Below are 15961 nucleotides of genomic sequence, written 5' to 3' on the forward strand. Positions count from 1 at the left end.
TTTTTCCTATGAAAATTCATTTTCAATAAAGGAGTCAATGGAAAGGGCTGGTATTTCCTTTCCCCTTATGGTAACATGGTGACACTTTCACAAAAACTGCTAATTTTGCAAGGTGCAAGCCGACCTGTCGCCCAGCAACTATTGCAGGGAGGAAAGTCCGGGCAACATAGAGCACCATACTTCCTAACGGGAAGGGGCCTTCCTGGCGACGGAAAGGTTACAGACAGTGCCACAGAAAATATACCGCCCCGACCCCGATTTTTCGGAGCCGGGGTAAGGGTGAAAAGGTGGGGTAAGAGCCCACCGGCCTGATGGCGACATCAGGTGCAGGGCAAACCTTATGGGTTGAAAGATCAAATAGGCCTCGGATCAAGGGCTGCTCGTCCGAATCTCCATGCTTCAAGGCTGGAGATATCCGGGGTGGGTAGATCGATAGACCCCTACGTGAGGACAGGGCTAGATAAATGACAGGTACCTCCGAGCATCCGGATGCATTCCGGCTATAGGGCGCGGAGGTACAGAACCCGGCTTACAGGCTTGCACCTTTTTATTACTCACCAACTACCTATTTAATTAAGAAATGCCAAAAATCCTGATCATTGACGACGAGAAAGTCATACGGTCCACATTAAAAGAAATTCTGGAATACGAAGATTACGAGATTTCTGAGGCCAAGGATGGCGAAGAAGGTTTTTCCATGATTCAAAAATCGGATTTTGACCTTATCCTTTGTGACATCAAAATGCCTAAAATGGATGGAATGGAAGTGCTCACCAAGAGCCTTACCCTGGAAAAACAACCCCAATTCATCATGATATCGGCACATGGCACTATTGAAACAGCCGTGGAGGCCACCAAAAAGGGAGCCTTTGATTTTATCCCCAAACCTCCGGATCTCAACCGCCTCCTATTGACGGTGCGAAATGCATTGGAAAAAAAGAACTTGGTGCAGGAAACTAAGGTTTTAAAGAAAAAACTGTCCAAAAAGCTGGATATGGTAGGAGGATCCCCTGCAATAAGCCAAGTCAAGGAAACCATTGAAAAAGTAGCTCCCACAGAGGCCAGGGTACTTATCACGGGGCCTAACGGAACCGGGAAGGAGCTGGTTGCGCATTGGGTTCACCAGAAAAGTGAACGAGCCTCCGCTCCTTTTATCGCCGTGAATTGCGCTGCCATCCCCTCGGAACTTATAGAAAGCGAGCTTTTTGGGCATGAAAAAGGGGCTTTTACCTCAGCCATGAAGCAAAGGCAGGGAAAGTTTGAGCAGGCAAATGGTGGCACCATATTCCTAGATGAAGTCGGAGACATGAGCTTGTCGGCCCAAGCAAAAGTGCTGCGTGCCTTACAAGAGCACAAAATAACTCGGGTAGGGGGAGATAAGGATATTAAGGTAAATGTGAGGGTGATAGCAGCCACCAATAAGGACCTGAAAAAGGAAATCGAAGCAGGTGAATTCCGGGAAGACCTTTACCACAGGCTGAGTGTTATTTTAATTCAAGTACCCCCACTCAAAGACCGATTAGAAGACATACCTTTATTAGTGGACAAATTCCTGGACGATATTGCAAGAGAATATGGAACAGTCAAAAAGGTTATAGAAGACAAAGCACTCAAAAAACTTCAGCAATACCCTTGGACAGGCAACATACGGGAGCTCCGAAACGTGGTAGAACGTTTAGTAATACTTGGAAACAAGACTATCACAGAGGAAGACGTGAAAAAATATGCTGACTATTAAAAAATGGTCAGCATACTCTTTTACCCTTTTGCCTCTACACTTTGGCTTGCATCTGCGTATGCAGGACAAGGCTTGCTGGAGGCACAGGCCCCAAGAGCCATAAGACCGGCAACCATAACGGCTAAAATTAATCTCTTCATGTGTTCATAAATTTTTTAGTGGTCAAATATGACCAATTCCAGAGGTTTTACAAAATTATACTGAATAATTTTATGCTCCCTGAATAGGTTAACGGAAATATTTGAATTCTTGTATATATTGGAAAACAAAGAGGTGAGCAAAAAGCATTTTTTAACCTCAACCACTCTATTTGGTTATTGATTTTCAAGAAAAGGCCTCTAGCAGCTCCACGATAGTTTGTGGCATTCCAAAAATAGAAGAGCTTTCCAAATTGACAAAGCCTAAACTTTTTTTCTAATCTGATTCCACGGATTTAATAATGAATAGTTGGATCACATCCTCCTTTATTTTGTGCCCTCCCCTTTTCGTTGGAGCTGATTTAAAAGTTAACTAATTCAATATATAGGGGGAAACAAATCCGGTTTTGCCTCACCCATAATAGCATAAACCTTTTCCACAATATCATCTACACTGGGTTTGGAAAAATAATCCCCATCCGAAGAATAGGCTGGTCTATGGCTTTTGGCACTTATCGTTGCCGGCTCGGCATCTAAGTAAAAATAGGCTCCTTGCCCTTCCACCACTTGCTGCATCATATAGGCAGAAGCACCACCTGGTGAATCTTCATCGGCAAAAATCACCCTATTGGTCTTTTTGATGGATTTCAGGATATCCTGATCCAAATCAAAGGGCAGTAGGGTCTGCACATCAATGATTTCCAAGGAAATCCCCATTTCCGAGAGATGATCTGCGGCGTTTAGGGCAATTCGACACATGGCGCCATAGGTCACCAAGGTGAGGTCTGCACCTTCTCTTATTGTCTCCACCTTTCCCAGGGGCACTTTGAATTCCCCAATGTTAGAAGGCATCTTTTCCTTGAGGCGATAGCCGTTCAACACTTCAATCATAATTGCAGGTTCATCCGCCTCAAGTAGCAGGTTATACATACCTGCTGCCTGAGTCATGTTTCGGGGTACGCAGAGAAGAATGCCCCTCAAGCTCCCCAAAATCATACTGATGGGAGATCCGGAGTGCCAAACTCCCTCCAATCTATGTCCCCGGGTACGTATGATCAGTGGTGCTTTTTGCCCACCCTTTGTCCTGTAATGGAGACAGGCAAGGTCATCAGTAAGCGTGTTCAAAGCATATACCAAATAGTCCAGGTACTGTATTTCAGCAATTGGTCTCAATCCCCTTAAAGCAGCCCCTATCCCCTGGCCTATAATGGTCATTTCCCTAATGCCGGTATCGGTGACCCTAAGTTCCCCGTATTTTCCCTGAAGCCCCGCAAATGCCTGGTTAACATCTCCGATTTTTCCCACGTCTTCCCCAAAGGCAAAAACCCTCGGGTCCCGCTTTAGCATATGGTCAAAACAGGCCCTTAAGACCTCTCTCCCATCTACCAGGGGTGCATTCTTTTCGAATTTCACCTCTACGGGCTCTATTGCATTCGACCTCTCCGACGATTGACTATATAAATGGCTACTGAATCTCTCTTCATTGCGTATCTGTTGTTTCTTGTACCATTCCAATAAGCGAGCTTTAATTTCAATGGGATCATTTCGCATGGCCCAAAGGGATTTCCGTACAGTACCCATTACATCCATTCGCACCGGATTAAGGGTTTTGGACAAATCCTTTGCCATCTGGTCCACAATAGCCCTCTGGCCACTTTTCGCCCCAGCCTTTTGGATAAGGGAAACTGCCTCTTTTAGTTCAGATTGGATGCTTTCCGTAAAAGCCTTCCAGGCCTTGTCCTTTTCCCTTTTCACCAACTCTTTGGCCTCTTGGTCAATGGCATCCAATTCCTCCTCAGATAAGAGTTCATTCTCCAGCAGGTATTTCCGGAATTGGGGAACACAATCATATTCTCTCTCCCATGCCAGGCGATCTTTGGATTTATATCTTTCGTGCGACCCGCTGGTGGAGTGTCCCTGAGGTTGGGTCATCTCGGTGACATGTACCAATACAGGGACATGCTGTTCCCTGGCAATTTTAGCAGCTCTCTTATAGGTACTCATAAGGCCTTCATAATCCCAACCTTTAACCACCAATATCTCATACCCATCCTTCTCGGCCTCTCGTTTGAAGCCTTGTAGTGCCTCGGAAATTTCGGACTTGGTGATCTGGTATTCGTTGGTGACAGAAATGCCATATTCGTCATCCCAAACAGAGATGACCATAGGCACCTGCAGTACCCCGCCGGCGTTCACGGTTTCTAAAAACATTCCTTCCGCAGCAGAAGCATTTCCTATCGTTCCCCAGGCCACTTCCCTTCCCTTATTTGAAAATTGTGTAAAAGGATGAAGGTCTTTGTTGGCCTTGTAAAGTTTGGAGGCATAGGCCAGACCCAGTAACCTCGGCATTTGTGCGGCAGTGGGGGAAATATCAGCTGCCGAGTTTTTTATCTGCATCAGGTTTTTCCAACTGCCATCTGGGTTCAGGGACCGGGTGGCAAAATGGCCATTCATCAACCTTCCTGCAGAAGCAGGCTCCACATTCACGTCTGTATGTGCATAGAGTTGCGCAAAATATTGCTGTAGGTTCAGCTCCCCCACCACAAACATAAATGTCTGGTCCCTGTAGTATCCAGATCTCCAATCTCCAAACTCAAAATAACGGGCCATGGCAATCTGGGCTAGCTCTTTTCCGTCTCCGAAAATCCCAAACTTGGCCTTGCCCATAAAAACTTCCTTCCTCCCAATCAAAGAAGCATGGCGGCTGATCATAGCCAACCTAAAATCCTGCAACACCAATTCCTTGCTCTCCTTGTTTATTTTCTTTTCAGACAATGTGGATATTTCTTCCATTTCCAATCTTTCTTCTGTCAACTATAAACCTACAACCGGGATTCCGATGAATTCAAAAATACAGAATTTTGTCAGTTTTCCCAATCAAAATATAAATAAATTAGGAAACGTAACCCATTAATGTTTGGTTAATGTAATTAATAATTCAGTAAACAAAATATCATTTTGTATGTTGAATTTTTCAGTATTTCCCTAGTTACCTTCAATCCTCGGTAATAAATTAAGGGTTTCTTTGAAAAACTGAAAGTGTGGTCTTTAAGGGTGAAACGCTCCTCAAATTAATTCTTTGAATAGTAGCATCAATTATCCTTTTTTCACCAAAACCCCTTAGCTTTGAGAACCAATATGACTGCTTATTTAAAGGCAGGTCCTTGGCAATGAAACCAAATAACCCCCTTTTCATAGTGAAAACCGTAAAAGGGGCACCTCCTGAATCTGATAACCCAAAATATCCTCATAAAACACCTTTCATTTACCTAACTACTTAAAATTAAATCTTATGGTTATTGGCATTCCCCGAGAGATCAAAAACAACGAAAATAGGGTGGCCTTGACTCCTGCTGGGGTGAAGGAATTTACCAAAAAAGGGCATGAGGTATTTGTGCAGCAGAACGCCGGAATAGATAGCGGGTTTTCGGATGAACTTTATGAAAAAGCAGGAGCAAAAATTTTGCCCACCATAGAGGAAGTATATGCAACAGGGGAAATGATTATTAAGGTAAAAGAGCCTATTGATCAAGAATATGGCTTGATACGCGAAAACCAACTACTTTTTACCTATTTCCATTTTGCTTCGTATGAGCCCTTAACGATGGCCATGATAGCCAGCAAAGCCATTTGTCTGGCGTATGAAACGGTGGAGAAACCGGACAAAAGCCTGCCCCTGCTTGTCCCAATGTCTGAAGTAGCTGGAAGAATGGCGGTGCAAAAAGGTGCCAATTACCTTGAAAAACCCCTAGGCGGAAGAGGTATATTGTTGGGGGGTGTGCCAGGGACCTTACCAGCCAAAGTAATTATCCTAGGTGGAGGAGTAGTAGGAACACAGGCTGCCTGGATGGCTGCTGGTCTAGGTGCGGATGTTACCATCATGGATGTATCACTCCCCCGCATGCGTTACCTCTCCGATGTGATGCCCGCCAACGTGAAGACCATGATGTCCAATGAGTTTAATATCCGGAAGATGATCACTTCTGCAGACTTAATCATAGGGGCTGTATTGATTCCGGGTGCGAAAGCCCCCCACCTTATCACCAGGGACATGCTTAAGGATATGCTTCCAGGTACGGTTTTGGTAGATGTGGCAGTAGATCAAGGAGGGTGTATAGAAACCTGTAGGCCCACCACGCACGAAAACCCTACCTATGAAATAGATGGAGTATTGCACTATTGTGTGGCCAACATGCCTGGGGCAGTTCCCTATACCTCAACTCTGGCACTTACCAATGCCACCTTACCCTATGCCCTGCAACTGGCTGACAAGGGCTGGGCAAAAGCCGCCCAACACAATCCAGACCTAATTTCTGGACTTAATATCGTGAATGGGGAGGTGGTTTATGAAGCGGTGGCAAAAACCTTTGACCTTCCTTATGTGCCGGTTTCCAAGTACATAAAACATTAAGACAACTAATAACCAACTCTAGGAGGGTTGGCTTAAAGCTACCATCCTTATCGGTGAAATTGTCTTGCCCTCCACTTATCCAGCCGGGTATCCATGATCCGGAACCAAAGTGGAGGAATCAATGCCACAAGAAGCATAGCCGAATAGCCCGCGGGAAGCTGCGGGCTTTCATCGTAGTGGTTCAGTACCTGGTAAGGTTTATAGGCGTAGGCATGGTGATCGGAATGCCGTTGCAACTGGAAAAGCAAAAAATTACTTACTACGTGGCTGGCATTCCAGGAATGTAGGGGTGTTACTTTTTCATAGTTGCCATTGGAAAGTTTTCTCCTCTCCATACCGTAATGCTCGATATAATTCACCAGCTCCAGCAAGGTGAAAGCAAGTAGGGCCTGACTTGTATAAAATAAAGGCAACTCCCAAAACCATCCCCCATACAGAAGATAGAAAACAAGCAGGATAATCGCTATAAAAAGGATGGGGCAAAAAGTGAAAGCGATCATCTGATTATTGAGGTTTATCGTGTTTTTCCTTCTTTTCTTAAGTCGGGCAGCTTCCAGTTTACAGGCAGAAAAATACCCTCCAAAAACGGACCTAGGCCAAAATGCATAAAAAGACTCCCCCTGTCTGCTGGTAGCTGGATCCTCAGGTGTGGCCACCCGCACATGGTGCCCACGGTTGTGTTCTATCAAAAAATGCATATAACCTACAGTGAGCAGGAGAATCTTGGCATAGCTCTGCTGCCAAATGGAAGTTTTATGCCCCAATTCGTGGGCAACAGTAATCCCTATACCTCCTGTAACCAAGGCTGTTCCACTAATCAAAGCTATCCATTCTATCCAGGATAGGGGATGTAATGCTACGACATAAAAACACCAACCCAAAAGGGCAAGTTGAACATACACCCAGCCATAAGTGATCCAACGATAAAATCTTATTTTCATAATCCTGGAAACCGCCTCTTTGGGAACATTGCTTTTATCCTTTTTTACCAAATAATCAAGTAGGGGAACCAGGATAAAAGAAAATACATGAATGGAAAACATCCAGCCCCCGCCAAGGTAGTATCCAAGAACCAATAGTAGAGGGAGTATTAGGGCGCTAAAGAATCCTATTTTTTTTATAGCTTTCATTTTTTAATTCAGTCACCTACCCAACTCATTTAAACGGTAAAACTGGGAATCTAGCTTAATGCAAATTATGATTTTAATCAGCTTTTTCCATATTCGACATCATGAATTTTAGACTACAAGCTACCTAGCTTTGCAATTGTAACCTTTTGAATACAACCATGGAGAGCCAAATATTGATCAAAAAATATAACGTCCCTGCACCGAGATATACCAGTTATCCCCCTGTGCCATTTTGGGATAATCAAATTGACGGTACCTCTTGGCATGAGCTTGTAAAAGATGCCTATCGTCAATTTGGGGATAGGGAAGGCATACAGCTATATATTCACCTCCCCTATTGTGAAAGCCTATGCACCTATTGCGGGTGCAATAAGCGCATTACAACCAATCACAAGGTGGAGCTGCCTTATATTTCCACCGTAATGAAAGAATGGGACAATTACCTAAGGATTCTACCCGAAAAGCCACTGCTTTCCGGAATACACCTAGGGGGTGGAACACCTACCTTTTTCTCCCCTGAAAGTCTCCAGATACTGATCAGGCATATTAGAAACAGCACCAGGATTACACCTGATGCGGAATTTAGTTTTGAGGGGCATCCAAATAACACCACTAAATCCCACCTACAGGCCCTCTATGAGGTGGGGTTCCGACGGGTGAGTTATGGTATTCAGGATTTTGACGAGAAAGTGCAAAAAGCCATCCATAGGGTTCAACCTCTGGAAAATGTAGAAAGGGCCACTCGCCAAGCCAGGGAAATAGGATATACTTCGGTGAATTTTGATTTGATCTATGGCTTGCCCCACCAAACCCAATCCACCATCAAGGACACCTTTGAAAAAGTAGCTAGCCTCCGGCCAGACCGCATTGCCTTTTACAGTTATGCCCATTTGCCTACGGTTTTTCCAGCTCAAAGAAGTTTCGAGGCCCATTTGCCAAACGAGGAGGCCAAGCGTTCCCTGTACGAGACAGGAAAGTCGCTGCTTTCCGGGATGGGTTATTTGGAAATAGGCATGGATCATTTTGCATTACCGCAGGACCCATTAAATGTAGCCAAAGTAGCCGGGAACTTACACCGTAATTTTATGGGCTACACTACCATGCCCTCCAAGATATTGATTGGCTTAGGCAACAGTGCCATAAGTGATGTCTATTTGGGGTATTCCCAAAACGAAAAGAAAATAGAGTGCTATAAAGAACATATAGTGGCAGGAACTTCTCCACTCATAAAAGGGCACAGGCTTACGAATACAGATTTGAAAATGAAAAACACAATCCTGTCCCTCATATGTAATAATGAAGCCAAATGGGAACCAGGGTATGACCCATTTTCCCAACCTCATTGGGCCTATGCCCTGAAAACCTTTGAGGAAGAAGGGCTTATTGCCTTTGACCTGGAAGGCATCCGGATTTTGGATAAGGGAGTAGCCTTTGTAAGAAACATCTGTATGGCCCTGGACCCCTATTTTCAACAGCAACTTGAAAAACCGGTTTTTAGTAAGGCCATCTGATTAATAACCATTCATCAAGTCCTCGATTTCTTCTGCCTCGATGGGAATATTTGCCATAAGGTCTGTAAACCCATTTTCACGGATAAGGATATTGTTTTCCAGCCGAACACCTATGCCTTCTTCTCTCACATATATGCCCGGCTCCACCGTGAATACCATTCCCGGTTGCACTGGATCATACATGGTGCCAACATCATGGACATCCAATCCAAGATGGTGTGAGGTGCCATGCATAAAATATTTTCGGTAGGCTGGTGATTTTGGATCCTGGCTTGCGATATCCCCCTTGTCCAAAAGACCCAAACTAAGCAATTCAGATTCCATGATTTTACCCACCTCTACATGGTAATCCTGTATGGTAACCCCTGGTTTTAGCAGATCACAAGCCGCCCTTTGCACCCGCAACACCGCATCATAGATGGCTCTTTGGCGTTTGGTGAATTTACCGTTTACGGGTATTGTGCGGCTCATATCTGCATTATAATTGCCATATTCAGCCCCCACATCAAACAAGAGCAAGTCACCGTCTTTACACACCTGATCATTGGAAATATAATGCAGGACGCAGGCATTGGCCCCTGAGGCAATGATGGGTTCATAGGCAAACCCCCTACTTCCGGACCTTACGAATTCATGCTGGTATTCGGCTTCAATTTCGTATTCCCTCACACCAGGCTTGACAAATTGCAGAATCCGGCGAAAGCCCTGTTCCGTAATATCACATGCTACCTGCAACTGAGTTATTTCCTCTGGTTCCTTGATGGAGCGAATTTCGTGCATCAAGGGGGCCACCCTTCTATAAGTATGGAGGGGAAAGCGCTTCTTGCAATGCTGTATAAAACGAGCATCCCGAGTTTCCACATTCACCGCTGCCCTGAGGTGTTCGTTGGTATTAAGGTACACCTCATTGCTGAGTGCCATTAGCTGGGCAAATATGCCTTCAAATTCGTCCAACCAAAGTACTTGCTCAATTCCTGAAGCCGCAAAAGCCTCCTCCTTTGTGTATTTATGCCCCTCCCAAATGGCGATATGTTCATCGGTTTTACGGATGAACAACATTTCACGCATCTCCTTTTTGGGAAAATTGGGGCAAAGCACCAGGATACTTTCCTCTTGGTCTATTCCGGTGAGATAAAAAAGGTCATTGTTTTGGCGGAAACGCATGGTCCCGTCCGCATTGGTGGGCATAATGTCGTTGGAATGGAAAACGGCCAGTGCCTGTGCGGAAAGTTTATCCACCAGTTTCTTCCTGTTTTTGATGTAAAGGCTGGAATCTGCTGCTTGGTATCTCATTATGGTTGGGTTTTAAAAAAGCAAAGGTAGTAAATTGTCTATGGAAATCCCCAATGTACTTCTTGAGGGATGGGCAGGGCATAGTTATCAACCTTTGAAAGCCATTTAATCGAGGAAAATAGGGATTATTTCCGTATCTGTCCTCTCTCCCTACCCTGAGTACCCTTCGGTACAGGACGGAATTTTGCCTCCTGTTCCCTTCAGATGCCACCTTGTGACGAACACCCTTGCTATTGGTTAGTGGTTGGCGGTTATAAATCCCCACAGTAAACTTTCATCTCCTAATCAGTTACCATGCAAGGCACCCCAAATAAAAACCCCCGAAGCTGGGCTCCGGGGGTTAGTAAAGATTATCTAAACTTACCTAACTACTTTTTTCAATTTTAGCAATCCGCACCGGGATATCCACAATTTTGTCGATAACCGCCATCAGTACGATCAATTTGATCCAATGGTATAGGCCTGAGGATATGAAAATCCTGGATATTCGGCGCCGCTTCCACGTTGTGGGCTCTCACCCTTTGGACCAATGTTCCAGTACGGGTAAGGTCAAACCAACGATGGCCTTCACCGTCCAGCTCCCTGGCCCTTTCATCAAGAAGGAAATCCAGGGTGGCATCAGCAGCAGAAATTTCCATTTGAGCTTCCATGCCTGGCCATGCTGCCCGTCGGCGGATCACATTGATATCATCAGCGGCACCAGAGGTGTTGCCTTGCATTATCCTAGCCTCTGCACGGATTAAATATGCATCCGCCAACCTCATCAAGGGATGGTCTCTTTGTCCCTGTTCATGTTGCCTATTAGGCCTGGTAGGGTCAATCCACTTGTTCAGGGTAGGGTAGAACCTTTCGTCGTATTGCGCTCTGGTGAACACCCGATAAGGTGCACTTAATCTTCTTTGATCCGTCCATTCCTGGTCTTTACCAGGGCCGGGGATATACACTGCTGTGTCCCCAAGCGCAAATTTCCTCTCACCAACCCTATTGGAAGCGACATATCCTGCATCGGCTTCTGCTTGTGTCCACGTAGGTATTCCCCCTTCATTGTTTGAAAACCATACGTGCTTGTAGGTTTTATCATACCTGGAGTCAATGTCCCTATTCCACAACGCCAGGTGAAAATCCGTGGGCCTAAACCGCTTCCAAGGCCTTCCGTTCTCGGTATCCCTGGCCATACCCGGCAACACATCATATTCCATCAAGAAATAGAGGTGACCTCTATGTCCTTGATTATCTATACCTTCGTCCACCTGGTTTTTGTTGTTCTGCACAGACCAAACGACCTCAGCATTTCGCTGATTGTCAATTTCCCAAAGATCAGCAAGATCTTCTAGCAATTGGAAACCGTAATTATCAATCACATTGGTCATCAAACGCTCTGCCTCTTGAGCATCACTGTTCCCATTTCCGTAAGATTGATAGGCCCTGGTCATAAATACTTTCGCCAGCAGAAACTCAGCCGCTGGTCTGGAAGCCCTCATATAATCCCCTGGAGCAGCCGGAAGGGTTTGAATGGCAAATTGCAAATCCGGAATGATGGCCTCCGAATAAATCTGTTCAGCAGGCGTCCGGTTAGCTGTGATTTCCACTCCTTCGGTTTCTTCCAAACTTAAATGCACATCCCCATAAAACCTCACCAAATTGAAGTAGAACAAGGCCCTGAGAAACCTCACTTCGGCAATCCTGGTAGTAATCAATTCTTCCGACATCCCAGAAATTTCAGAGGACCGATTGATCACCGCATTTGCCTGGTTAATGCCCCTAAAGAAATCCCTCCAGGTATCTCTTACAAAACCTTGAGTGGGATTGAGGGCCCCATCATAAAGATTGAGCATTTTATGGCTTCCGTCGGCGCCATTGGTATGAACATCTGTACCGAAAACGGTCATTGAAAACCCCCTTTCCGGCCCATAGAAAAACTTGTTTTCCGCATAGGTGGCATTTACTGCTGCTTCCAAGCCCGCAGGAGTTGTATAAAATGTCCCAGCGGATACGCCAGTCACCAAGTTTTCCTCCAAGTAGTCTTCGCAAGACTGTGACATAAAGGCTGTGGCAACTATGGCTAACGTTATTATGTATTTTTTCATGATTGCTGCTAGTTAGAATGACACATTTACACCTAGGATAAATTGACGAGGGGACGGAACAGTGCCAGAATCAATATCACCGGCGAGTTCTGGATCCCAAGTATCGAAATTCGCCCAAAAAATAGGGTTCTGAGCCTGTACATAAACCCTTGCCCTACTCATATACAGTTTACTGGCAATAGGTGTGGGGAGGTTATATCCCATTGTCACATTCCTTAACTTCACAAAACTACCGTCAAAATAGCTCCTTGTGGATCCATTCCTTGGGAATTCCTGATTTACGTTTGGCCTAGGGTTCTCGTTACTGGGATTATCGATGGTCCAATAGTCAACGTTCAGGTTGTTGTACCTTCCAAACAACCCATTGTTGCTGTCATGGAAACGGCTTCTGACCATGTGCCCTATTCTGTAGAAGAAGAACACGCTAAAGTCGAAATTGCCGAATTGGAACCTGTTGGTGATTCCCCCCATAAAATTGGGGACATCTGATCCCAAAACCACCCTATCTGCAGGGGTGATTACACCATCTCCATCCACATCCCTTAACTTAATTTCACCGGGAAGTTTTTGATCCATTTCAAAAGCCAAATCAACTTCATCAGCCTGCCAAATACCTATTTTTTCATAATCAAAAAACACTTCAATGGGTTGACCTATAAACCATTGGTTACCCACATCATCAATGGAGTTTCCTTGTTCATCTCTCAACACCAGGTCAACAATCTCTTCATTCCAAGAGGAAACGTTAAACTGTATGTCCCACCTAAATTTTGGGGAATCTACGGGAGTGGCATTCAAGGTCAATTCCACACCACTGGAGCGGGTAGCACCAATGTTCTGGAGTATGTTTTGATAACCTGATGTAAACGGTAGATTTCTCTCCAAAAGGATATCGGTAGTATTGGTCACAAAGTATTCGAAAGAACCCGTTAACTGATTATTAAATAGACCAAAATCCACACCTGCATTAACAGTAGAGGAAATCTCCCAACCCAAGTCGGGATTAGGGATTTCTCCCAACCCATACCCCAGGGCTTGGGTATCCCCAAAGGCATATACCGTTCTTCTCAGTCTTCCTAAGGTTTGATATGGATCTACAGAAGTGTTGCCTACTCGTCCATATGAAGCCCTTAATTTAAGCTCTGTTATTAAATTTTGAGCTTGCATAAAACCTTCATCGATCATTCTCCAACCTATGGAAGCACCTGGGAAATAGGCCCACTGTCTGCCTGCTGCCAACCGAGAAGAACCGTCTGCCCGCATGGTAGCCTGAAACAGGTATTTACCTGCCAATTCATAATTCACCCTACCCATATAGGAGGCAAGACTCCATTCCTCCAATCTACTGGTTGTACTGTTTCTTACTTCTGCGGATCCCATATCATAAAATAGCTGGGATTCGTAAGGAAGGTTGGAAACCCTACTAATTTGCCGCTCATGCCTTAAGCCTTGGATACTTTGAAGCGCAGTGGCTTGAAATTTATGGATTTCACCAAACGTCTTATTATAATTTAAGATGTTTTCCACGGTGTAGCCCATGTCTATTTCATTCTCCATTTGGGCATCTGCTGGCCCCCCTCTATTGGCATTGGTCTGACTTGCTCTAAACAACCCCCTTCTTCGAAAACGGATATCAGGGCCAGCATTGGTTGTGAACTTCAATCCGTCCGCGATATTTACGTCAAAGTAAACAGGAGCAAAGATCCTAGTAAACCTTCTCTCGTCAACGTAAGCTCCTGGTACGATCTCGCTCAATGGGTTGGTACGAATACCATCATTGGTGGGTAAAAACCTCACACTCCCATCCTCGTTGTATGGAACGCCTAGGGGACTGTTGGACACGGCTTCGCCCAAAGTCGAACCAGAACCCCAATTTTGAACAACATCGGAAGCAAGGAAAGAAGTGCCGACTTTAAAAATATCACTGATTTTATGATCTAGGTTGATTCTTGCGGTTATCCTCTTATAATCCATGTTTTCAATCAAACCTTCCTCATCAAAATAGCCCAGCGATATATTGAATTGAGTTTTTTCATTACCCCCATTTACACTGAACTGGTGATTAGTCTGGTACCCGTTTTTCAACACCAGGTCCAGCCAGTCCGTGGAACGGCCTGCATTCAATGATTCGATCTCCACGGGATCAAAGAACACTTCAGAATCTGGAGGAATCACACCATTCCATTGAGCAGCCCTTGTGTTGGGATCCCATCTTCTTGACTCTCTCTTCAATGCAGCGAATTGCTCCCCGTTCATCATGTCTACCCGGCTCGTAGTGTTAGATACACCGTAGTAGCCATCGTAAGAAACAGTAGTTACACCAGTTGTAGCACCCCTTTTAGTTGTAATAATTACCACACCATTGGCACCCCTGGAACCATAGATGGCGGTAGCGGCAGCATCCTTCAAGACTTCCATAGAGGTAATGTCCTGAGGATTGATATCAAATATGGCCGAGGAGGCACTGGTCTGGGGAATACCATCGATTACATAAAGGGGATCATTGGAAGCTGAAATGGATCTCCTACCCCTGATCAATATCTGAGGTGCCTGACCTGGTCTTCCTCCACTGGAAACCACATCTACACCTGCCAACTGGCCCTGAATGGCCTCCACGGCAGATGCAACTGGCATCTCACGGATGGATTTCTCATCTAGTGAAGCAATAGCACCAGTAATATTCCTTTTTTCTTGGGTACCATAACCCACCACCACTACTTCTTCCAGGGAAGACATGTCTTCATCCAAGGTCACGTTAATAGTGGTTTGACTTCCAACATTTACCTTCTTGGTTTGATAACCGATAAAAGAAAAAACCAGAACTCCATCTTCAGGCACTTCAATGGAAAAATTTCCGTCTATATCGGTGGCAGTACCGGATCCAGTGCCCTCCACCATTATTGTCGCTCCAGGAATGGGCTCCCCGGAAGCGTCCTTAACTGTCCCTGTGACAGTCGCAAAATCGGCTGAGTTGACTAGCTTCGGATCCTTTTCCGTTTCGTTTGCCGAAGCACTCATGCCCACCAAAGTGGAAAAACAAAATCCCAGCAAGAGAAATGCTGCAAGCATGTTTTTTACTCCCACTTGTTTACGTTTGGGTAATAATTGACTCATAAATTTTGGGTTTCTAAGTAATTTGATAAATTATTTTTATTAAGTGTGATAGCTACGTGCACACTTCACACCTGGGGATTTGTCCATAGGCAATTTGTTTATTGTATAAATGTATGGGTTTTATATTTATGGATAATTAATCATTCTAAAGGTAAATGGAATCGATTGCACATAAGGGTATAGAATTAGAGTTTCTTAAAAGAGGGTCAATAAATAAACAGTTGTCTTTTCCACAATCATGGGCTAATGTTAGAAAAAATTATACTGCAAAAAAACACTTGATGTCAAAATTTATAAAAAAAAATGACGGGTTTCTGGAATTTGAAATTATATTTTATTTGCCATGGTTTCGTATGTATAAAATTTTTAGTTTGAAAAATTGTGGTACGATTAGTTAAATTCTACTTTCCTCCACATTTAAAGTGTCCTAATTAGCGAACCAATTGGAGACCTCCAACCGGGATTGCTTCTTTATTTGACAATGCACTCCGCCTACTTAGGGAAGAGGAATTGACCGTAACCGAGATCAAATATAAGAGC

The 15961-nt window shown here is 44.6% G+C and carries 8 protein-coding genes and 1 other RNA gene; 4 read left to right on the forward strand and 5 right to left on the reverse strand.

All coding sequences use genetic code 11. The annotated features are described in order from the left end of the window. Positions 1 to 111 precede the first annotated feature (111 nt). Positions 112 to 548, forward strand: an RNA gene (rnpB, locus tag DB520_RS19600) — RNase P RNA component class A. A 32-nt stretch (positions 549 to 580) separates the two neighbouring features. After that, a complete protein-coding gene (locus DB520_RS19605) occupies positions 581 to 1738 on the forward strand; it encodes a sigma-54-dependent transcriptional regulator (RefSeq protein ID WP_114751473.1) in 1158 nt (385 codons plus the stop codon). Between the two features lie 515 nt (positions 1739 to 2253). Here DB520_RS19605 and DB520_RS19610 read toward each other — a convergent pair. Beyond that, on the reverse strand, positions 2254 to 4668 hold the full coding sequence (locus DB520_RS19610) for an alpha-ketoacid dehydrogenase subunit alpha/beta (protein ID WP_114751599.1): 2415 nt from the start codon (positions 4666 to 4668) through the stop codon (positions 2254 to 2256). A 499-nt stretch (positions 4669 to 5167) separates the two neighbouring features. Here DB520_RS19610 and ald point away from each other — a divergent pair, with 499 nt between their 5' ends. After that, on the forward strand, positions 5168 to 6286 hold the full coding sequence (ald, locus tag DB520_RS19620; protein WP_114751475.1) for an alanine dehydrogenase: 1119 nt from the start codon (positions 5168 to 5170) through the stop codon (positions 6284 to 6286). A gap of 47 nt (positions 6287 to 6333) precedes the next feature. On the opposite strand, the gene DB520_RS19625 is transcribed toward ald, so the two are convergent. Next, positions 6334 to 7416, reverse strand: coding sequence for an alkane 1-monooxygenase (locus DB520_RS19625; RefSeq protein ID WP_114751476.1), 1083 nt, complete (start codon positions 7414 to 7416; stop codon positions 6334 to 6336). Positions 7417 to 7574: 158 nt separating this feature from the next. Here DB520_RS19625 and hemN point away from each other — a divergent pair, with 158 nt between their 5' ends. Beyond that, positions 7575 to 8927, forward strand: coding sequence for an oxygen-independent coproporphyrinogen III oxidase (gene hemN, locus DB520_RS19630; protein ID WP_114751477.1), 1353 nt, complete (start codon positions 7575 to 7577; stop codon positions 8925 to 8927). Here hemN and DB520_RS19635 read toward each other — a convergent pair whose 3' ends face one another. The 3 genes from DB520_RS19635 to DB520_RS19645 form a co-directional block, all read right to left on the reverse strand. Continuing rightward, entirely contained in the window at positions 8928 to 10220 is a 1293-nt protein-coding gene (locus DB520_RS19635) for an aminopeptidase P N-terminal domain-containing protein (protein WP_114751478.1), read from the reverse strand. Positions 10221 to 10603: 383 nt separating this feature from the next. After that, a complete protein-coding gene (locus tag DB520_RS19640) occupies positions 10604 to 12307 on the reverse strand; it encodes a RagB/SusD family nutrient uptake outer membrane protein (protein ID WP_114751479.1) in 1704 nt (567 codons plus the stop codon). A 12-nt stretch (positions 12308 to 12319) separates the two neighbouring features. Further along, positions 12320 to 15421, reverse strand: coding sequence for a SusC/RagA family TonB-linked outer membrane protein (locus tag DB520_RS19645; protein ID WP_232835066.1), 3102 nt, complete (start codon positions 15419 to 15421; stop codon positions 12320 to 12322). Positions 15422 to 15961: the final 540 nt, after the last annotated feature.

The sequence above is a fragment of the Pleomorphovibrio marinus genome (genome assembly GCF_003347495.1).
In the GTDB taxonomy this organism is placed as follows: domain Bacteria; phylum Bacteroidota; class Bacteroidia; order Cytophagales; family Cyclobacteriaceae; genus Pleomorphovibrio; species Pleomorphovibrio marinus.